The following is a 20,121-nucleotide window of genomic DNA, read 5'->3' as shown; positions in this document are numbered from 1 at the left end:
CACCCGCCGCGCTGACCGTCCTGCTCATGCCGCCCGGGCGGCCGTTGACACCGCCTCCGGGCCTGGTTGGATGGACTCCGCTCCCCGCCGTGGTGGAGTCGGAACGAGGAGGCAAGTGTGGGCGCAGCTCCCGACCCGGCCCGCGGTGCGGCCCCGCCGCCGCACCGGCGGCGCTCGGGGTTCCGGCTGCGGGACTGGCGGATGGGCACCAAGCTCGCCACCGTCCTGGTGATCCCCACGCTGGCGTTCCTCGTCCTGGCCGGCATCCAGACCCGGGGGCTGGTCGGGCAGACCACGGCGCTGAGCGACTTCGCCCAGCAGGTCGGCATCGGCCGGCAGATCACCGCCGCGGTGGACCGGCTCCAGCAGGAGCGGGACCGTTCCGCCGGCGAGCTGGCGGCGTTGCGCCGCGCCGGCACCGGCGCCGACCGGGACGCCGCGGTCGCCGCGTTACGGCCGCTGCAGGAGGCCACCGACCGGGCGGTGGACGAGCTGCGTGTCGCGGCCGAGCCGCTGGCCGACGCCGACGCCGCCTGGCGGGTCTCCTACTCCGAGGCGCTGGAGGCGTACGACCAGGTGGTGAACATCCGGGCGGCGGTGCCGCCCGCGGTGCTCTCCAGCGACACCGTGCTCAGCAACTACCACCGGGCCGTGGCGGCGCTGCTCAACCTGCTGGCCGAGCCGTCGCCCGGCGACGACCAGCAGGCGTTGACCGAGTCCGTGCTGCGCTACGTGCAGCTGTCCCGGGTCAAGGAGCTGTCCTCCCGGATCCGCGGCGAGCTGTACGCGGCGTCCCGCGCCGGACGGTACGAGCAGGACGACCAGGTGACCCTGAGCGACCTGCGGGCCCAGCAGCTCACCGCGCTGGGCGCGTTCCGGGTCGCGGCGACCGCCGAGCAGGTCCGGCGCTACGACCGGACCTCGGTCGACCCGGCCTTCGTCACGGCGACCCGGCTGGAGGAGCGGACGCTGCCCACCGGCGCGGCGGAGCCCGCGCTGCTGTCCGCGCCGCAGTGGTGGGCGGCCAGCGAGCAGCGGCAGGAGCTGTTCCGCCAGTTGGAGGGTGAGCTGCTCGACGACGCGGTGCGCCGGGCCGACGACGCCAGCGCCCGGCAGCTGCGCGAGACGCTGCTGGTCGCCGGCGGCATCGTCTCGGTGCTCCTGGTCGCCGTGCTGATCTCGCTGCTGGTCGGCCGGTCCGTCGCCCGGGCGATGCGGCAGCTGCGCGGCCAGGCGCTGCGCATCGCGCAGGTGGAGCTGCCGCTCACGCTGGAGCGACTGCGCACGGTGGACCGGCCGGTGGGCGCGATCGACGTGCCACCGGCGGTGGTCGACTCGCAGGACGAGATCGGCGAGCTGGCGGAGGCGTTCGTGGCGGTGCACCGCAGTGCCGTCGACGTCGCGGTCGAGCAGGCGATGATGCGCCGCAACGTCAACGCCATGTTCGTCAACCTGGCCCGGCGCAGCCAGGTGCTGGTCGAGCGGCAGCTGGAGCTGCTCGACGACCTGGAACGCGAGGAGAGCGACCCGGAGCAGCTGGAGAACCTGTTCAAGCTCGACCACCTCGCCGCCCGCATGCGCCGCAACGACGAGAGCCTGCTGGTGCTCGCCGGCACCGAGTCCACGCGACGGTGGAACCGCCCGGTCGGGCTGGGCGCGGTGCTGCTCGCGGCGAGCGCGGAGATCGAGCAGTACCAGCGGGTCCGCCACCAGAACCGCACCGACCTGCACGTGGTCGGGCACGCCGTGGGCGACCTGGTGCACCTGTTCGCCGAGCTGCTGGAGAACGCCACCGCGTTCTCCCGCCCGGAGACCGTGGTGCGGGTGGTGGTCGAGGCGGACGGCCCGGGTGCGCTGGTGGAGATCGTCGACCTGGGGCTCGGCATGAGTCCGGGCGCGCTGGCCGAGGCGAACGCCGTGCTGGCCGAGCCGCCGGCCGCCGACGTGGGCGCCTCGGAGCGGATGGGCCTGTTCGTGGTGAGCCACCTGGGTGCCCGGCACGGCGTGCGGGTGCAGTTGCGCCCCGGCCGGGAGGGCCTGGTCACCCGGGTCCGGATCCCGGCCCACCTGCTGGCCGAAGCCCCCGCCCCCGGGCTGGAGCCGCCCGCTCCGGCGCGCATGCTGACCAGCCAGGTGGCCGCGGCGTCCCGGGCGCTGGGCGCGGCCACCGCCGAGCTGCCGGTGGCCGGGCGGCATCCGGTGCCCCAGCCGGTCCCGCCGGCGGCTCTGCCGGTGTCGCCGCTGACCGGCCGGCCGCTCGGTGACGTGGCGGAGGCCGCGCCGACCGGACCGCCGGCACCCGCCGGCCCGCCCGCCGCGGTGCCCCGACCCCGTCCGGTGCCCGGCCGGGCCGAGGACGTGCTCACCCCGGGGGCCGCGGCGGCGGCGGGCGGCGGCTGGTTCAGCCGGCAGGGACCGACGTCGTCGGTGCTCGGTGTGACGCCGGCGCCGGCGCCGACGCCGGTGACCGGGGGGACCAACGAGCGGGGTCTGCCGGTACGCGTGCCGATGGCCCAGCTCACCTCGGTCACCTCGGCCGCCCGCCCCGCCGTGCGGCAGGAGCCGGACCCCGAGGCGGTCGGCGGTATGCTGTCCCGCTTCTACGGCGGGGTGCGGCGGGCCGAGGCCGAGGAGACCACCGAGATGTATCTGCCGCGCGACGAAGGGGGACGACGACAGTGACGACGTTGAGCCAGGAGGCACGGGACCTGAGCTGGCTGGTGAACGCGTTCGCCGAGCGGGTCCCCGGGGTGGCGCACGCCGTGGTGGTGTCCTCCGACGGGCTGCTGGTGGCGATCTCCGCGCACCTGCCGCGCGACCACGCCGACAAGCTCGCCGCCGTGACCTCGGGCCTGATGAGCATCACCGCGGGCGCGGCGCAGATGTTCGACGGCGACGTCGTCAAGCAGACAGTGGTCGAGATGGGGCGGGGCTACTTCCTCGTCATGCAGATCCGGGACGGCTCGATCCTGGCGACGCTGGCCGGTGCGGACGCCGACATCGGCGTGGTCGGCTACGAGATGGCCCGGCTGGCCAAGCAGGCCGGCGAGATGCTCACCCCGGCGCTGCGCGCCGAGCTCCAGCAGGCGCTGCCGCGCTGAGCGGCCATCACGCGCTGCCGCGCTGAGCGCGGGTGCCCGGCCGGCGGGTGCCGGCCGGGCCGTCCCGGTCAGAGTCCGTTGCGGCGGATCACCTCGCGGTACCAGTGGGCGCTGCGCTTGAGCACCCGCCGCTGGCTCGCGTAGTCCACGTAGACCAGACCCCAGCGCTGGTCGTAGCCCTCGGCCCACTCGAAGTTGTCCAGCAGCGACCACACGTGGTAGCTCTCCAGCGGCACGCCGTCGCGCACCGCCCGGTGGGCGGCGGCGAAGTGGTCGCGCAGGAAGCTGACCCGGCCGGCATCGTCGACGGTGCCGTCCGGACCGGGGGTGTCCGGGCAGGGCAGGCCGTTCTCGGTGATGGTGATCGGCACCCGCCCGTAGTCGCGGGTGACCCGGGTCAGGATGTCGTACATGCCCTCGGGGTAGATCTGCTGCCACTCGGCCTCCGAGGTGGGCCACTTCCGCACGGTCCCGCCGCCGCCGGTGACGTAGATCGGGGTGTAGTACTGCACCGCGAGCAGGTCGACCGGGCTGGAGATGATCTTCAGGTCGCCGTCCCGGACACCGCGGACCATCCGGCTGTCCGGTCCGAGGTCGGCCAGCACGTCCTGCGGGTACGCGCCCGTGAAGACGGAGTCGAGGTAGAGGCGGTTCTCGTAGCCGTCGTAGAGGCGGGTCGCGGCGGCCGCCTCGGCGCTGTCGTCGGCCGGGTAGCAGGGGTGCAGGTTGAGCGCCGGGCCGATCCGGCCGGACGCGCCGGAGGCACGCAACGCCTGCACGGCGAGGCCGTGGGCGAGCTGGAGGTGGTGCGCCACCAGGTAGGCCGCCGCCTCGTCCTGGTGGCCGGGTGCGTGGTGACCCCAGATGTAGCCGTTCTGCACCACGGTCTTCGGCTCGTTGATCGTCAGCCACGCCGGCACCCGGTCGCCGAGCGCCCGGAAGACGGCGTCGGCGTAGTCGGCGAAGCGCTCGGCGGTGTCGCGGTTCTCCCAGCCGCCGTCGTCCTGCAACGCCTGCGGCAGGTCCCAGTGGAACAGCGTGGCCATCGGCGCGATGCCGCGCTCGTGCAGCCCGTCCAGCAGCCGGCGGTAGAAGTCCAGCCCGCGCTGGTTGGGGCGGCCCGACCCGTCGGCCTGGATCCGGGGCCAGGAGATGGAGAACCGGTAGCTGCGCAGCCCCAGCTCGCGCATCAGGTCGAGGTCCTGGGCGTACCGGTGGTAGTGGTCGGCCGCGACGTCGCCGGTGTCACCGTTGCGGGTGCGCCCCGGGGTGTGGCTGAAGGTGTCCCAGACGGACTCGCCCCGCCCGTCCTCCTTGGCCGCCCCCTCGATCTGGTACGCCGAGGTCGCCGCGCCCCAGCCGAAGCCGTCCGGGAACCGCAGCCCGCCGTCCGGTTCGGCGTCGGTGGTGCGCTCGGGTGGGCTGTCGCATCCGGCGACGGAGACGGCGGCGGCGGTCCCGGCCAGGGTGGCGCCGGCGAGCCCGGTCCGAGCCGCGCCGGCGGCGGTGGCGGACAGGGCGGCGCGGCGGAGCAGGCGCCGTCGGGTGAGTAACGACATGGGACTTCTCCTCGAAGTGACGGGCCGCCCTGAGGCCGGGAGCGCTCCCAGCATAGGCCAGGGGCGGCCGGCCTCGATCCGGCGGTCGCGGCGGGAGGCGGCGCGGCCGGCGGGCGGCCGGAGGTGGGGTAGGCGGGTGTCGCTCGGGGGCTGGGGCGAGCGGCGAGGGTGGGGCAGATAGCGAGAAAGGCCGTCCGGGTGGCGTGTCGCGCCTGTCCCGTCGGCCTCTTTTGCCGTCGACAACGGGGGTTTAGTGTGGGGACGGGGGAGGGCAACCCCCGTCCCCACCGGTGATGCACACACGCACGAAGTGGAATTGGCGTCCGTCGTGCGTGTCGCGCGGGAGCCGGGCCACGCGAGTGGCTCTGGTTCCACCTCCCTCCGTCTGGCGGGTGATGGCCGGCGGCGGTGTCCGGGCTGGTCCGCCGTCGGCCACAGGGCCGACGCGTCGGGCACGGGTGTCCCCGACGATCCAGTACTTACATCTCCGTCGATGGAAGCGCTCCCATCGGCGATGCTGCGACTGTAACGCCCGTCACGGCTTTGGAAAAGCCCCTAAACGAGATCGAAACATGGACGTGGGTATCTGCCCTGGCCGTTGTGGTGGGAGCGCTTCCATGTCACACTCTCGACACACGCGACGTTGGAGCCAGCTCGCGAGCACGGGCCGCCGAGGGCACCCGGTGACGAACCGGTGCGGCGCCCGATCCCCGGCACGGCCGGGACGACCCCTTTCCGGACGCCTCCGTCCCCCCGCGTACGCCCGTCGACGCGTGGAGGCGCCCCGCCGGGACCCCGGTCCCGGCCCGGTCCGAGGAGACACCGCCCACATGAGACTTCTGGCCAGACGTCGCCGCACGGCGATGGTCGCCGCCACCGCCCTCGCCATCGGCGGGGTGGCCCTGCCCGCGAGCAGCGCGCAGGCCGCACCGGCCTGCGACGTGACCTACGCGACGAGCGACTGGAACACCGGCTTCACCGCCACCGTCACCATCAAGAACCTGGGTGACGCCCTGAACAACTGGTCGCTGAAGTTCGCCTTCCCGAACAGCAGCCAGCGGGTCACCCAGGGCTGGTCGGCGAAGTGGAGCCAGTCCGGCAGCGAGGTCACCGCGACCAACGAGTCGTGGAACGGCAGCCTGCCCACCGGCGCGTCCACCAGCATCGGCTTCAACGGCAGCTACAGCGGCAGCAACCCGAAGCCCACCGCCTTCACGCTCAACGGCGTCGCCTGCAACGGCGCCACCACCAACCAGCCGCCGACGGTCTCCCTCGGCGTGCCGGCCGGCCCGTTCGAGGCGCCGGCGGACGTCCCGCTGACCGCGACCGCCAGCGACCCCGACGGGACCATCAGCAAAGTCGAGTTCTACCGCAACGGCCTGCTGGTCAACACCGACACCACCGCACCGTACGGCTACGACCTGCTCGACCTGCCGGCCGGCAGCTACACCGTGCAGGCCAAGGCGTACGACAACGCCGGCGGCAGCGCGACCGCGGAGAAGTCGTTCACGGTCAGTGCGGCCACCGGGCCGAAGCTGGTCGCCACCCCGTCGGCGGTGAGCGTCGAGGAGGGCGGCAGCGCCACGGTCCGGTACACCCTCAGCGCGGCGCCCAGCGCCAACGTCCCGGTGACCCTCGCCGTCACCGGGGACAGCGACATCACCGTCTCGCCGGCCACGCTGACGCTCACCCCGAGCAACTGGAGCACCGGCGTCACCGCCACCGTCTCCGCCGCGGAGGACGCCGACGCCGCCGGCGGCACCGCCACGGTGACCGCGTCGGCCACCGGCTTCGCCCCGGTCGCGGTGGTCGCCACCGAGGTCGACAACGACACCCCGGGCGGCGACAACGCCTACATCAAGAAGTTCCTCGACCAGTACGGCAAGATCAAGAACTCGGGTTACTTCAGCCCCGAGGGCGTGCCGTACCACTCGATCGAGACGCTGATCGTCGAGGCGCCCGACCACGGGCACGAGACCACGTCCGAGGCGTTCAGCTTCTGGCTCTGGCTGGAGGCGCAGTACGGCCGGGTCACCCAGAACTGGGCCCCGTTCAACAACGCCTGGACCGTCATGGAGAAGTACATCATCCCCAGCCACGCGGACCAGGCCACGGCGGGCGCGCCGGGCACCCCGCAGTACGCGGCCGAGCACAACCTGCCCAGCCAGTACCCGTCGGCGCTGGAGGCCAGCGTCCCGGTCGGCCAGGACCCGCTGCGCTCGGAGCTGCAGTCCACCTACGGCACCGGTGACATCTACGGCATGCACTGGCTGCTCGACGTCGACAACACCTACGGCTTCGGCCGGTGCGGCGACGGCACCACCAAACCCGCGTACATCAACACGTTCCAGCGGGGCACCCAGGAGTCGGTGTGGGAGACCGTGCCGCAGCCGTCCTGCGACACGTTCAAGCACGGCGGCCCGAACGGCTACCTGGACCTGTTCGTCAAGGAGTCCAACGCCCCGGCCAAGCAGTGGAAGTACACCAACGCGCCGGACGCCGACGCGCGCGCCGTGCAGGCCGCGTACTGGGCGCTGACCTGGGCCAAGGCGCAGGGCAAGGAGGCCGACGTGGCGGCCACCGTGGCCAAGGCCGCGAAGATGGGCGACTACCTGCGCTACGCGCTGTTCGACAAGTACTTCAAGAAGATCGGCAACTGCGTCGGGGCGTCCACCTGCCCGGCCGGCAGCGGCCGCGACTCGGCGCACTACCTGCTCTCCTGGTACTACGCCTGGGGTGGCGCGTACGACGCCTCGCAGAACTGGTCGTGGCGGATCGGCTCCAGCCACAACCACTTCGGCTACCAGAACCCGTTCGCGGCGTGGGCGATGACCAACGTCGCCGAGCTGAAGCCGAAGTCGCCGACCGCGGTCTCCGACTGGCAGAAGAGCCTGGACCGGCAGCTGGAGTTCTACACCTGGCTACAGTCCGCCGAGGGCGGCATCGCCGGTGGCGCCACCAACAGCTGGGACGGCAGCTACGCCCAGCCGCCGGCCGGCACCGCCACCTTCTACGGCATGTTCTACGACGTCGACCCGGTCTACAACGACCCGCCGTCCAACCAGTGGTTCGGCATGCAGGCGTGGTCGATGCAGCGCATCGCCGAGCTGTACCTGCAGACCGGCAACGCCAAGGCCAAGGCGCTGCTGGACAAGTGGGTGCCGTGGGCGATCGCCAACACCACGACCGGCGCCAACTGGTCGATCCCGTCGGACATGAAGTGGACCGGCCAACCGGCCAACTGGAACCCGACCAGCCCGCAGCCGAACACCAACCTGCACGTCGAGGTGACGGTCAAGGGCCAGGACGTCGGCGTCGCCGCCGCCTACGCCCGCACGCTCATCGCGTACGCGGCCAAGTCCGGCAACACGGCGGCGAAGAACACCGCCAAGGGTCTGCTGGACGCGCTGTCGGCGGCCGCCGACAGCAAGGGCGTCTCGATGCCGGAGAAGCGCGGCGACTACAAGCGCTTCGACGACGTCTACAACGCCGCCGACGGTCAGGGCCTCTACGTGCCCTCCGGCTGGACCGGGAAGATGCCCAACGGCGACGCGATCGCCAGCGGCAAGAGCTTCCTGGACATCCGCTCGTTCTACAAGAACGACCCGGACTGGCCCAAGGTGCAGGCGTACCTGGACGGCGGTGCGGAGCCGGTCTTCAACTACCACCGGTTCTGGGCCCAGGCGGACGTCGCGATGGCGTACGCCGACTACGGCACCTACTTCCCGCAGGGATGAGGTAACTCCTCCTCCGTGGGCGGGGTCCGCCCCGCCCACGGAGGAGGCCGCCGGCGGCCGATGGGGGAACGGAGCGGCCGGGTCGGCGGACGGCCTGACGCCCACGGTCAGGCCGGGTGGGCCGGCCGTCCGGACGACGCAGCGGACGGACCGGCCCACCACTCCGCCCGGGGACCACCCATGGCGCGAAAAGGCACCGAAAAATCAGCGCTCCACGGGATCACATCCGCGGCGCGGACGGAGTACCGTATTTCACGGAGAGGCCGCTCCCCCCGTGGCGGCCTCTCCACTACTTCTCCGGGGCCGTCGCCGGCTTCCCGTCCGGCTCGGGCGCGACCACCGGGTGTCGTGGCCCCGGGTGTCCGGGCGGCAGCGACCGGCTGACCACCACCCAGCTCGCCGCGAGCGCCGCCGCGATCAGCGGCCAGGTCAGCGCCGCCCGCGTCACGGTCAGCGCCACCACCCGCCCGTCCAGCCAGAGCGGCACGAAGACCGCCACCCGCAGCACGTAGGTGGCCGTCCACACCCAGCTGCCCCGGCCGTACGCCCGCAGCAACGCCGGGTCGCGGCGCCACCGGGCCCGCTGGCGCAACGCCACCCCGACCACCACGCCGAGCAGCGGCCAGCGCACCACGATGCTGACCGCCCAGACCAGCGCGCTGGCCGCGTTTGAGGCGATCTGGAGCAGGAAGAAGTCGGCGGCCCGGCCGGTGCGCACCGCGATCAGCGCGGCCACGCAGACCGCGAGCAGACCGACCAGGACCGAGCGCGGGCGGTCGCCGCGCCGCCACCGCCAACCGGCCACGGCGGCGCCGGTCAGCACCGCGGCGAGCACGCCTCCCCCCAGCCCGCCGAGCACCCAGCCGAGCCCGAACGCGAGCGGGGGCAGCGTCGCGTCCACCGCGCCCCGCCGCCCGCCGAGCAGGTCGGCCAGCGACTCCGGGCGCGGCTCGGCGGGCCGTTCCCGTTCCGCTCCGCCGGTCACCTGCCACCTCCTTCGATCGCCCGCCTCAACCTACGCCGGGATCCGGGGCGCTCCCGCGCGCGCCGGACCGGGCCGACCGCTAAGTTGTGCGGGTGCGGGAGACGGCGAGGGGTTGGACGGCGGTCTGGTTGGTCGTACTGGCCCTGACCCAGACAGCGATGTTCGTGCTGGTGTGGCGGTTCGCCGTGCACACCGAGCTGGGCCAGTGGCTGGACACGGTCGCGTTGACCGGCAACCGGATCGGCCAGGACCGCATCGACGGTCCGGTGGACACGCTCCTCAACGCCATGTCGGTGGTGTCGCTGCTGGTCGCGACCGCGGTGATCGGCTTCATCGCGTTGATCCGCGGTCGCAAGGCGCTCGCGGTGACCGCCACACTGCTCATCGCCGGGGCGAACGTGAGTACCCAGCTGCTCAAGTACTACCTGGCCCGACCGGACTTCGGCATCGACCCGGAACGGGCCGCCGCCGGCAACAGCCTGCCCAGCGGGCACACCGCGGTGGCCGCGTCGGTGGCGATCGCGCTGATCCTGGTGCTGCCGCGGCAGGTGCGGGTGGCCGGCGCGTTCCTCGGCGCCGGGTACGCGGCCGCCGCCGGGGTCGCCACGCTCTCCGCCGGCTGGCACCGGCCCAGCGACGCGGTCGCCGCGTACCTCGTGGTGGGCGCGTGGGCCGCGGCGGCCGGGCTGGTGCTGCTGTTCTTCCAACGGGAGCAGGCAGTGGTGGAGCCGGGCGACGCGCACCGGCTGGGCGCCGCCGTGCTCGGCGTCGCCGGCGCGGTGGCCCTGCTGGGCTCCGCGCTGGCGCTGTCCTGGCTGGTCGACCGTTCCACCGTCGCCGTCGAGGAGCTCGGCCGCCGTCCGCTCTTCATCGGGTACGCGGGCAGCGCGGCCGGCATCGCCGGCACGATCGCCGTGGTGGCCGCGCTGGTGCTCGCCGTGGTGCACCGGCTGGTGCCCCGGTGGAAGGGCTGAGCACGCCGGTGGAACCGGTGCGGGCGGCGTTCCGGGACGAGTGCGCCCGGCTGGAGCGGGTGGTGCACGGCCTCGACGAGGCGGCGCTGGACCGGCCCACACCGTGCCCGCCCTGGCTGGTGCGGGACCTGCTCGCGCACGTGGTCACCGGGGTCGGGCGGCTCGCCGGAATGCTCGCCGAGCCCGCGCCACCTCGCGCCGAGGTGGACGCGGCCGGCTACTTCGGCGCGGCCAAGTTCAGCCCGCCGGTCGACCGGGAGCGGATCGACGGGGCACGGCGGGCCGCCCGGAAACTGCCCGGCGTGACCGAGGTGGCGCGGGAGTTCGGCCGGGCCTGGCGGGCCACCGACACGGCGGTGGCCGACGCGCCCGCCGGCCGGGTGGTGCGGACCCGGCACGGTGACGCGATAGCGGTGGACGAGTTCCTGCGTACCCGGGTGGTGGAGGTCGCGGTGCACGGCCTGGACCTGGCCGACGCGCTCGACCGGTCGCCCTGGACCACGCCGACCGCGGCGGCCGTGGTCGTCGACGTGCTCACCGGCGGGCGGCCGGTGCCGGCCCGGCTCGGCTGGGACGCGCTCACCGTGCTGCGCAAGGCCACCGGCCGGCTGCCGGTGACCGACGCCGAGCGGACGGCGCTGGCGGAGGCCGGTATCCGCCGGCTGGCGTTCGGCGGCTGACGCCGCTCAGGCCGCCGCGGCACGCCGCAGGTGCTCCAGCACGATCGGGTCGATCCGGCCGGGCACGAACCGTTCCTCCAGGTTCTCCAGGCCGGACCAGGCGGCGAGCGCGTCGTCCAGGCCCGCCGGGCCGACCGGGTGACCGGCGGCGGCGAGCAGGTCCGCCACCTCGACGGCGAGCGGGCCGGTCAGGTCGCGCAGGGTGGCCGGGTCGGGGCGACCGAAGATCATGGTGTGGATGCCGAGCAGGCGACCCAGCTCGGCGACCGGGTCCGGGTGGTCGTCCACCCGCAGGTCGACCAGTTCGTCGCCGGTGCCGGCGTAGCCGCCGTGCCGCTGCACCACGAACAGGGCGGCGCTCTGCTTGCCGCGTCGGTCGCCGCCGGCCCGGTCGCCGGCGGTGAGCGCGGCGAACAGCCGCTGCGGGAACGGCAGATCGGTGCCGGTGAGCCAGGCGTCGCGCAGCGCGTCGATCACCTGCGGGCCGGTCAGGATGTTGCCCTGCGCGGCCCAGCCGTCGCCGGCCTGCCCGCCGGCCCACGGGTGGCAGCGCGGCCCGGTCCAGGTGGCCCCGGCGCCGGTCGCCCCGACCACGCCGAGCTGCCGGTCGTCGCGTCCCGGGTCGGCGGCCACCAGACCGGCCACCACGTCCACGGCGGGGACGCCGGTGCGCAGCAGGGCGAGCGCCTGCGCCCGGTAGGCGAGGTTGGCGTGCGCCTGCGTGGCCACCGCCCCGACCAGCGCCTCGGCGGCCGGCACCAACGCCCCGGCGGCGAGGAACCGGCTGGCCACGGCCACGCCGTAGAGCTGCCCGTCGGCGGATCGGGCGACGAGCGAGAAGGTCACGCGCGGATCGTAGCCCGCGGGTGGGGGCGTCGTCCCGCACCGACCGAAGCGCGTGGGCGACGGTCAGAACGGCGGCGCGGCGGCCTCCGGCGGGCGGCCCCAGGCGCGGCGGGCGTCGGCCACCGCCACGGCGGCCAGCACCACCACCGCGACGGCCGAGGCGAGCAGCGGCGCGACGTGCAGCAGCAGCGGCACCGGCAGCAGCAACGCGGCGATCGCGACCAGCCGGGACGGGGAGACCCGGCCGAACACCTCGTACTCGAAGCGTGCCCGGCCGGCCAGGTAGAGCGCCGGGCCGCCGAGGATCATGGCCAGCCACGGCAGCTCGTTGTGCCCCGTGGGGTGTTCGATGACCAGCTCGTAGCCGATCGCGGTGGCCACCACGCCGACCACCATGACCAGGTGGGTGTCGGCGGCGGAGCGGCCGATGGTGGCGGGGTGACGGGCCCCGGTCACCGCCTCGCCGAGGATCTGACCGGCCCGCTGCACGTAGATCCGCCACAGCAGGATCGTGGTGGCCAGCGCGAACGCGAACGCGGTGGTGCCCGCCGCGCCGGTCGGCACCCGGGTGTAGGTCAGGCCGGCCACCAGGATCGTCTCCCCGAGCGCGACCAGGTAGAACTGCTGGTACCGCTCGGCCAGGTGCCCACCGTGGATGTCCCACCGGGAGACGGTCGAACGGCCGAGCCCCGGCACCGGCCAGCCGAACCGGTTCCCGAGGTACTCGATCACCAGCGCGACGCTCCACAGCACCACCCGGGGATCGGTGGGCAGTAGCGCGCCGGCCAGCCAGAACACCCCCGCCACGCAGTACGTGATCAGCATGCGCAGCTTCAACCGGCGGTACTGCAGCCGGCGCAGCACCATCAGCAGGATCGCCGAGCGGACCACGTGCGCCACCACGTACGCGATGGCGAACGTCAGGCCGGTCGCGCCGAACGCGCGGGGGATCGCCGCACCCATCACCATCGCCGACACCAGCGCGGTGATCACGATGATCTGCAACCAGAGGTGGTACGGGTCGTAGCGGCTGGTGGTCCAGGCGGTGCCCTGCCAGAGCATCCAGAGCGCGATCAGCAGCAGCAGCGTCTTGCCGCCACCGGTCACCGCCGACCAGTTCGTCTGGTTGCCCTCCAACGCCAGGTCCTGGAAGGCCCGCGCCGAGATCCGGGTCAGCGCGAAGACGTAGACCAGGTCGAAGAAGAGTTCCAGGAAGGTGGCTCTGTCCCCGTCGCCGTCCTCCGAGCGCAGCGCGGCGGGCTCGGCGATCCTCACCGCCGTCCTCCGCCCTCGTCCACGTCCACCCGGCAGTCGTAACACCCTCGCCCGGGAGTGCGGTGCGGATCGGTCGTTTCACCCCTGATCTTGCTCCCGGCCGTGCCGGCGGGCACGATCGACGGGTGACGAACCGATGGGGCATGACCGTACCGCTGGGCGGCATCCCGCTCGCCGACCACGCCGCCGTCTACGCGGCCCTCGACCACGCCGGGTTCACCGACGTCTGGTCGTCGGAGGTGGCCGGGACCGACGCGTTCACCCCGCTCGCGCTCGCCGCCGCCTGGGCACCCCGGCTCCGCCTCGGCACCGCGATCACCCCGGCCTTCACCCGGGGCCCGGGGCTGCTCGCGATGAGCGCCGCCGCCCTGGCCGAGGCCGCCCCGGGCCGGTTCGCGCTCGGCGTCGGCGCCTCGTCGCCGGTGGTGGTGCGGGACTGGAACGCGGTGGCGTACGACGAGCCGTTCAAGCGGACCCGGGACGTGCTGCGCTTCCTGCGGGCCGCGTTGCGCGGCGAGACCGTCGACGGGGCGTTCGACACGTTCGCGGTCCGGCGGTTCACGCTGGAGCGTCCGCCGGCCGTGCCGCCGCCGGTCCTGCTGGCCGCGCTGCGCCCCGGCATGCTGCGACTCGCCGCCGCCGAGGCCGACGGGGTGATCCTCAACTGGCTCGCCGCCGAGGACGTGCCGACCGCCGTCGCCGAGCTGGGCGAGCGCCGTCCCGGCTTCGAGGTCGCCGCGCGGATCTTCGTCTGCCCCACCGAGGACGCCGGGTACGCCCGCGCCCTGGGCCGCCGCCTGATCACCGGCTACCTCACCGTGCCCGCGTACGCCGCCTTCCACCGCTGGCTGGGTCGGCAGGAGACGCTGGGCCCGATGTGGCGGGCGTGGGAGGCGGGGGACCGCCGGGGCGCCGCCGCCGCGATCCCGGACGAGGTGGTCGACGCGCTCGTGCTGCACGGCTCGCCCGAGCAGTGCGTGGCCGGCGCCCGCCGGTACGCCGCCCACGGCGTCGACGTGCCGGTGCTGGCGGTGCTGCCCACCCCGGAGACGACCGAGGGCGGAGCGGACGCCTGGGCCGGTCTGCTGCCCCGGCTCGGAACCGGTGCGACGGAGGTGGCCTGAGATGAACCTGACCGACCGGGTGGTCGTGATCACCGGTGGGGCCGGCGGGATCGGCGCGGCGCTGGGCCGACGGTTCGCCGCCGAGGGCGCCGCCGCCGTCGTGCTGGCCGACCTGGCCGCCGACGCGGCCCGCGCGGCGGCCGAGGCGATCGGCCCGGTGGCGTCCGGGGTCGGGCTCGACGTCACCGACGAGGCGGCGGTACGCGCGCTGGTCGACGAGACCGAGCGCCACCACGGCCGGATCGACCTGTTCTGCGCCAACGCCGGTGTCGCCACCGGCGGCGGCATCGACGCGCCGGACGCCGACTGGGACCGGGCCTGGCGGGTGAACGTGCTCGGTCACCTGCACAGCGCCCGGGCCGTGCTGCCCGGCATGCTGCGCCGGGGGCAGGGCCACCTGCTGCTCACCTGCTCGGCCGCCGGGGTGCTGACCGCGGTCGGGGACGCCCCGTACACCGCCACCAAGCACGCGGCGGTCGGCTTCGCCGAGTGGCTGGCCGTCACCTACCGCGACGCCGGCATCCGGGTCAGCGCGCTCTGCCCGCAGGGCGTGGACACGCCGATGCTCGCCGACGGCCTCGCCGAGGGTCACCTGGGCGCCCGGGTGATCGCCGCGTCCGGCGCGATCCTCACCCCGGACCAGGTCGCCGACACCGTCGTCGCCGGGCTGGCCGAGGAGCGGTTCCTGATCCTGCCGCACCCGGAGGTGGCCGACTACGCCCGCCGCCGCGCCGAGGACCCGGACGGCTGGCAGGCCGGATTGCGCAAGCTCGTCCGCAAGCTGCGCGCCGCCGACCGCTGACCGAGGTGCCGGTCCGGGCAGGGGCGGGCGGCGCCGGTGTCGGTGTCGCACGCGCTGCCCGGCCCCGCGCCCGTCGACGGTGTCGCTTCGGGCGCAGTCACTCGGCGCCGGGAGCCCGCGCGGCCTTCCAGTGCCGCCGGAACCGTTCGCCGGTCCGGCGGACGTGCCGGTGCCGCCCCGGCTCGTGTCTCGTGACGCTGCCTTTCGAGCTGAGTCGTCGGTGATATCGCGTCGAGGCGGTCCAGGCCCTGCGGATCCCGAGCCGTCGAGATCGTTCGGTCGGCACGGGCGCGCGCCGTGGGCATCGGCGCGACCCGTCCGGCAGGGCTGAGTCGGTCTGAGCTCGTCGACCGGCACGGGGGTGCGCCGTGGGCATCGGCGCGACATCGTCCGGCAGGGCTGAGTCGTTACTGATATCAGCTCGAAAGGCATCCGCGACGCTTGCCGTCACCCCGCACCCTGCCGCTCGCGCCGGCACGTCCGCGGGCGGTCGGTCAGCGGCGCCAGCGCAGCGGACCTGGGTGCACCATCCATCGCAGCCGTGCCCAGCGGGACCGGGCCGCGCGCAACGCCGTGACGTACCCGGTGGACACCTCCACCGCCCGGTCGGCCTGCTCCGCGTCGACGCTGCCCGGCGCGAAGGCGACCCGGTTCACCAGGTCCGCCAGCTCGCCCACCCCGCCGTCCGCACCACCATCCGCACCACCGTCCGGCCGGGCTGCGCCGCTCAAGCCCGCGCCGCTCACGCCCGCGCCGCTCAAGCCCGCGCCGCTCAAGCCCGCGCCGCTCACGCCCGCGCCGCTCACGCCCGCGCCGCTCACGCCCGCGCCGCTCACGCCCGCGCCGGCCCTCGGCCCAGCCGAAGCCCGGGCCGCCGCGAGCGTGGCCCGGGCCTGCTCGGCGACCTCCTCCGCCGCCAGGTCGTCCCCCACGGGCCGGCCGGCCAGCCGCAGCGCGTCGGTCAGCTCCCGCCAGGCGCTGGTCACCCGCCGGCCCGGATCGCCCCGGTCCAGCCGGGACCGACTCAGCCGGCGGCGCATCGTGGCCAGGACCGCCAACACCGCACCGACCAGCAGCACCAGGCCACCGACGCCGCCGCCGACCAGCACCGGCGTACGCGGGCCCCGGTCCTGCCGGTCCGGCGCGGGTGCGGCGGCCGGGGGAGTGGCGGAGGGCTCCTCGGTCGGCGCCGGCACCTCCGACGGCGGCGGGTCCTCCGGTTTCGGCCGGAAGTCCTCCTCCACCGGGCGGGGCTCGGAGTCCGGGCGCGGCATCGGGTCGAACGGCACCCAGCCGACGCCCTCGAACAGCACCTCCGGCCAGGCGTACGCGTCGGCGGCCCGCACCGGCCCGTCGGCCTTCGGTTCGAATCCGACCACCACCCGGGTGGGCAGGCCGGCGAGTCGACCGAGCACCGCGAACGCGGCGGCGAACTGCTCCGACGTGCCCCGCTGCCCGCCGCCGTTGCGCGGCCCGAACAGGAAGAACGTCAGGTTGGGGTAGGCGTGGCCGCTCGGCGCGTCGGCGGTCACCCGGTAGTGCTCGGCCAGGAACGTGGCGATCGCGTCGGCCCGCGCGTACGGGGCGCCGTTCTCCTCGGCGAGCTGGGTGGCCAGCCGCCGCAGCTGTTCCGGCGCCCCGTCCGGCACCCGCAGCACCCGGGCCACCGCGTCGCCGGCCGGCACGTTGGCGGTGGTGACCAGATTCAGGTCCGGGCGCTCCCGCACCGAGGACACGTCGTACCGCAGCCCCGGGGCCAGTCCCTCCGGCCGGATCACCGTGCCGGTCTCCGGGTCGTAGGCGACCCGCGCGCCGGTCACCTCGCGCGGCGTGGGCACCGCCGGCAGCAGCCGTCCGGTCAGGTCGCCCACCGTGATCTCCTGGCGGACCGTGTCGGTGGTCGCGCCGGCCGCCGGCTCGGCGGCGGGCAGGACCCGCCCCGCGTTGCGGTACGTGGCCCCGACCCGCCAGGTCACCCCGTCGTAGTCGCTGAGCACCGCCAGCCGGATCCGCGGCGGCCCGCCGTCGCCCGCGCCGGCGAGGGTACGCACGTCGAGCAGCCGCTGGTCCGGGTTCAACGCCCAGCCCGAGATCCGGATCAGCGGATTCTCGTCCAGCGACTCGACCTGCGGCGGCTCCACGTAGCGGCGCGGATCGACCGGACGGTCCTCCACCTGACCCGCCACCACCGGTGCGAGCAGCGCGGCGAGCCCCACCACGACGGCCAGCCCGGCGGCGGTCGCGGCGACCAGCCGTAGCCGCACCGCCGCGCGTACCGCCGGGTCGAGGCCCGCCACCGGGTCGCCGGCGGCCGGGTCGGCCCGCCGGCCCGGCACGGCCAGGCCGGCGGCGGCGACGGCCGCGAACAGCACCGTCGGCCCGACCGCCGGCTCCGCGTTCGGCCCCACCACGTAGAGCACGCCGCCGTAGAGCAGCACCGGCGGCAAATGGCCCAGCAGCACCCGCCCGGCCCGCAGCGCCACCTCGGCGGCGGTCAGCCCGGCCAGCCAGGCGGCCACCACCGGGACCAGCACGGTGTCCGGCGCCGGCTCGACCGGGATCATCGCGGTGAGCAGCCGGGGGATCGCGTTGCGCGCGGCGTCCACGGCCACCTCGCCGAGCCCGCCGGGCAGCGCCGCGTGACTGGCGGCCAGCCGCAGCGACAGCAGCGTCCAGCCGGTCAGCGCGGCCACCGACAGGGGCGCCACCAACCAGGACGGCAGTCGCCGGGCGGCCACGCTGACCAGCACCGAGCCGACCGCCGAGCCGACCATCAGCCGGGTCAGCAGCGGGTCCGCGTACACCCGGCCCAGCACCACACCGGACAGCGCGACCAGCACGACCAGCGCCGCCGGCACCGACGCGGCGCGCAGCCACCTCACCACCGGCGGATCCCGTCCCACTCGGCGGCGAACGCCGCGCCGTCCGCCGCGTCCAGCACCACCAGGCCCGTCGCACCGGCCGCCGTCGGCCCGGCGGTGCCGAACACACCGACCACGACCGACGGGTACGCGCCGCGCAGCGCGCCGACGTGGCCGAGTTCGTCGCGGCCGCCCGGCCCGGTGAGGAACACCAGCGTGTCGCCGAGCCGGTCGCGGCGCAGCCGGGCGGTCGCGGCCGGCAGCACGTCCGCCCCGCCGTCGGTCAGCTCGACCGCGGCGAGGCTGTCCAGCGGCCCGGCCGCCCCGGCGGGCTCGGCCTCGGCGGGCGCGACCAGCAGCAACCGCACCGGCAGGTCCTCGCGCACCGCGGCGGCCACCACCGACGCGGCCGCCTCGCACGCCGACTCGAACGACTCCGCCACGCCCGCGACCCGTTCCGGGTGTGCGGCGGACCGGTTGTCCAGCACCACCACGAGCCGCGGCAGACTGGTGTCCACGTTCTCCCGCACCATCAGCTCGCCCACCCGGGCGCTGGTCCGCCAGTGCACCCGGCGCAGCTCGTCGCCGACAACGTACTCCCGCAACGAGTCGAACGTGATCGAACCGTGCGGCACGCTGTCGGTGCGCCCGTCCAGGCTGCGTCCCGCGCCGGTGGGCACCGCGGACAGCGGATGGATCCGCGGGTGCACCCAGACCGGGACCGTGTCGCCGTAGCCGCGGGCCAGCGCCACCAGGCCGAGCGGGTCGCGGCGGACGACCCGCAGCGGCCCCACCGGCACCACTCCGCGCCGCTGCGTCGGCACCGCATAGCGCACCAGCGTGTCCCGCCCCGGGCGCAGCCGCAGCAGCGGCACCGGCACCAGCGCGCCGGCGCAGCGGTCCTCGGCCACCAGGTTCGCCGCCCGCAGCCGGCCGGTGTTGCGGACCGTCAGCTCCATCGCCGCCGGCTCGCCGCGGGCCACCCGGTCCGGGTCGGCCCGACGCTCGACGGTCAACCGGGGCCGCCACGCGGCGGTCACCCCGGCGTAGCCCACCGCCACGGCCGCCGCCGCGCCGAGCACCGTCAGCTCCGGGTACGCGTACCGGAAGCCGACACCGAGCAGCACCAGGGCGGCGACGAGCAGCCCGACCCCCCGGGCGGTGATCCCCACGCTCAGCCGTGCACCGGGGCGGGCTGGCCGGACGGCAGCGGCACCGGCACCGGCACCGAGGCGACCGCCTGGCGCAGCACCTCGGCCGGCGTGACGCCCCGCACCTGCGCGTCCGGGGTGAGCAGCAGGCGGTGCGCGAAGACCGGCTCGACCAGCGCCTTCAGGTCCTCCGGCATGATCCAGCCCCGACCGTCGATCAGCGCGTACGCGCACGCCGCCCGGGTCAACGCGATCACCCCACGCGGGCTCACCCCGACCCGCACCTGCGGATGGGTCCGGGTGGCCGCGGCCAGCCGCACCGCGTACGCGTAGAGCGGCTCGGCGATGTGCACCCGCCGGGCCATCTTCACCATCTCGCCGACGGTGGCGGTGTCCGTGACCGCGGTGAGCGAGTCGGGGGAGCGGACCGTGGCGCCGCGCAGCACCTCCACCTCGACCGCCTCGTCCGGGTAGCCGACGGAGAGCTTCACCAGGAACCGGTCGAGCTGAGCCTCGGGCAGCCGGTAGGTGCCGTCCATCTCCACCGGGTTCTGCGTGGCCACCACCAGGAACGGCTGCGGCACCGGATGGCGTACGCCGTCCACGGTGACCGTCCGTTCCTCCATCACCTCCAGCAGCGCCGACTGGGTCTTCGGCGAGGCACGGTTGATCTCGTCGGCGATGACGATGTTCGCGAAGACCGGCCCGGGGTGGAACTCGAACCCGCGGCTGGCCTGGTTGAAGATCGTCACACCGGACACGTCGGAGGGAAGCAGGTCGGGCGTGAACTGGATGCGCCGCCACTGCCCCTTCACGGTCGCCGCCACCGCCCGCGCGAGCGTGGTCTTGCCGACCCCGGGCACGTCCTCCAGCAGCACGTGCCCCTGCGCGAACAGCGCGGTCAACGCCAGCCGGACCACCTGCGGCTTGCCCAGCACGACCGCGTTGACGTTGTCGGCCAGCCGGGCGGCGAGGGCGGCGAAGCCCTGCACCTCCGGCTGGCTGAGCGGTTCGTGCGTGTTCACG

14 protein-coding genes are annotated in these 20,121 nt (G+C 74.9%); 7 read left to right on the top strand and 7 right to left on the bottom strand.

Going from position 1 to position 20,121, the window contains the following annotated elements; all coding sequences use genetic code 11:
* The first annotated feature begins 117 nt into the window (after nucleotides 1-117).
* On the top strand, nucleotides 118-2,682 hold the full coding sequence (locus O7600_RS08130; RefSeq protein WP_281593065.1) for an ATP-binding protein: 2,565 nt from the start codon (nucleotides 118-120) through the stop codon (nucleotides 2,680-2,682).
* A gap of 5 nt (nucleotides 2,683-2,687) precedes the next feature.
* Nucleotides 2,688-3,101: a roadblock/LC7 domain-containing protein gene (locus O7600_RS08125; protein ID WP_196806755.1), complete on the top strand. Its 414-nt coding sequence runs from the start codon at nucleotides 2,688-2,690 to the stop codon at nucleotides 3,099-3,101.
* Nucleotides 3,102-3,169: 68 nt separating this feature from the next.
* Here O7600_RS08125 and O7600_RS08120 read toward each other — a convergent pair whose 3' ends face one another.
* The gene (locus O7600_RS08120) at nucleotides 3,170-4,660 is read right to left on the bottom strand and encodes a GH1 family beta-glucosidase (protein ID WP_281593064.1); all 1,491 of its coding nucleotides are present in this window, start codon (nucleotides 4,658-4,660) and stop codon (nucleotides 3,170-3,172) included.
* Between the two features lie 839 nt (nucleotides 4,661-5,499).
* Here O7600_RS08120 and O7600_RS08115 point away from each other — a divergent pair.
* Nucleotides 5,500-8,397 carry a glycoside hydrolase family 48 protein gene (locus tag O7600_RS08115; RefSeq protein ID WP_281594094.1) on the top strand — a complete coding sequence of 966 codons (2,898 nt, stop codon included), beginning with the start codon at nucleotides 5,500-5,502 and terminating at the stop codon, nucleotides 8,395-8,397.
* Between the two features lie 289 nt (nucleotides 8,398-8,686).
* Here the strand turns inward: O7600_RS08115 and O7600_RS08110 are convergent, their stop codons facing one another.
* The gene (locus O7600_RS08110; protein ID WP_281593063.1) at nucleotides 8,687-9,382 is read right to left on the bottom strand and encodes a DUF3159 domain-containing protein; all 696 of its coding nucleotides are present in this window, start codon (nucleotides 9,380-9,382) and stop codon (nucleotides 8,687-8,689) included.
* Between the two features lie 86 nt (nucleotides 9,383-9,468).
* Between O7600_RS08110 and O7600_RS08105 the strand changes: the two genes are divergently transcribed.
* Both O7600_RS08105 and O7600_RS08100 read left to right on the top strand, forming a co-directional pair.
* On the top strand, nucleotides 9,469-10,356 hold the full coding sequence (locus O7600_RS08105; RefSeq protein ID WP_281593062.1) for a phosphatase PAP2 family protein: 888 nt from the start codon (nucleotides 9,469-9,471) through the stop codon (nucleotides 10,354-10,356).
* Nucleotides 10,357-10,364: 8 nt separating this feature from the next.
* Nucleotides 10,365-11,036: a maleylpyruvate isomerase N-terminal domain-containing protein gene (locus tag O7600_RS08100; protein ID WP_281594093.1), complete on the top strand. Its 672-nt coding sequence runs from the start codon at nucleotides 10,365-10,367 to the stop codon at nucleotides 11,034-11,036.
* A gap of 6 nt (nucleotides 11,037-11,042) precedes the next feature.
* On the opposite strand, the gene O7600_RS08095 is transcribed toward O7600_RS08100, so the two are convergent.
* Nucleotides 11,043-11,882 (bottom strand): DUF1028 domain-containing protein, encoded by an 840-nt coding sequence (locus tag O7600_RS08095; protein ID WP_281593061.1) that lies wholly within the window; start codon nucleotides 11,880-11,882, stop codon nucleotides 11,043-11,045.
* A gap of 63 nt (nucleotides 11,883-11,945) precedes the next feature.
* Entirely contained in the window at nucleotides 11,946-13,157 is a 1,212-nt protein-coding gene (locus tag O7600_RS08090; protein ID WP_281593060.1) for a low temperature requirement protein A, read from the bottom strand.
* A gap of 143 nt (nucleotides 13,158-13,300) precedes the next feature.
* Between O7600_RS08090 and O7600_RS08085 the strand changes: the two genes are divergently transcribed.
* Both O7600_RS08085 and O7600_RS08080 read left to right on the top strand, forming a co-directional pair.
* On the top strand, nucleotides 13,301-14,281 hold the full coding sequence (locus tag O7600_RS08085; RefSeq protein ID WP_281594092.1) for an LLM class F420-dependent oxidoreductase: 981 nt from the start codon (nucleotides 13,301-13,303) through the stop codon (nucleotides 14,279-14,281).
* Nucleotide 14,282: 1 nt separating this feature from the next.
* A complete protein-coding gene (locus O7600_RS08080; RefSeq protein WP_281593059.1) occupies nucleotides 14,283-15,083 on the top strand; it encodes an SDR family oxidoreductase in 801 nt (266 codons plus the stop codon).
* Between the two features lie 494 nt (nucleotides 15,084-15,577).
* Here the strand turns inward: O7600_RS08080 and O7600_RS08075 are convergent, their stop codons facing one another.
* From O7600_RS08075 to O7600_RS08065, 3 genes are read right to left on the bottom strand one after another with little or no spacing between them, the layout of a single operon-like run.
* On the bottom strand, nucleotides 15,578-17,968 hold the full coding sequence (locus O7600_RS08075) for a DUF3488 and transglutaminase-like domain-containing protein (RefSeq protein ID WP_281593058.1): 2,391 nt from the start codon (nucleotides 17,966-17,968) through the stop codon (nucleotides 15,578-15,580).
* The gene (locus tag O7600_RS08070) at nucleotides 17,962-19,116 is read right to left on the bottom strand and encodes a DUF58 domain-containing protein (protein ID WP_281593057.1); all 1,155 of its coding nucleotides are present in this window, start codon (nucleotides 19,114-19,116) and stop codon (nucleotides 17,962-17,964) included. Before O7600_RS08070 ends, O7600_RS08075 begins: the two co-directional genes overlap by 7 nt.
* Before the next feature lie 2 nt (nucleotides 19,117-19,118).
* A complete protein-coding gene (locus tag O7600_RS08065) occupies nucleotides 19,119-20,120 on the bottom strand; it encodes a MoxR family ATPase (RefSeq protein ID WP_281593056.1) in 1,002 nt (333 codons plus the stop codon).
* Between the last annotated feature and the right edge of the window lies 1 nt (nucleotide 20,121).

It is taken from the genome of Micromonospora sp. WMMA1998 (assembly GCF_027497375.1).
GTDB lineage: Bacteria > Actinomycetota > Actinomycetes > Mycobacteriales > Micromonosporaceae > Micromonospora > Micromonospora sediminicola.
The sequence above is the reverse complement of the archived record's forward strand: the minus strand, read 5'-3'. Positions and strand labels throughout refer to the sequence as shown.

Excerpts from the sequence above, each read along its gene's own strand:
- O7600_RS08085 (WP_281594092.1), top strand. The coding sequence starts at position 13,301 with ATGACCGTACCGCTGGGCGGCATCCCGCTCGCCGACCACGCCGCCGTC.
- O7600_RS08080 (WP_281593059.1), top strand. The coding sequence starts at position 14,283 with ATGAACCTGACCGACCGGGTGGTCGTGATCACCGGTGGGGCCGGCGGG.
- O7600_RS08120 (WP_281593064.1), bottom strand. The coding sequence starts at position 4,660 with ATGTCGTTACTCACCCGACGGCGCCTGCTCCGCCGCGCCGCCCTGTCC.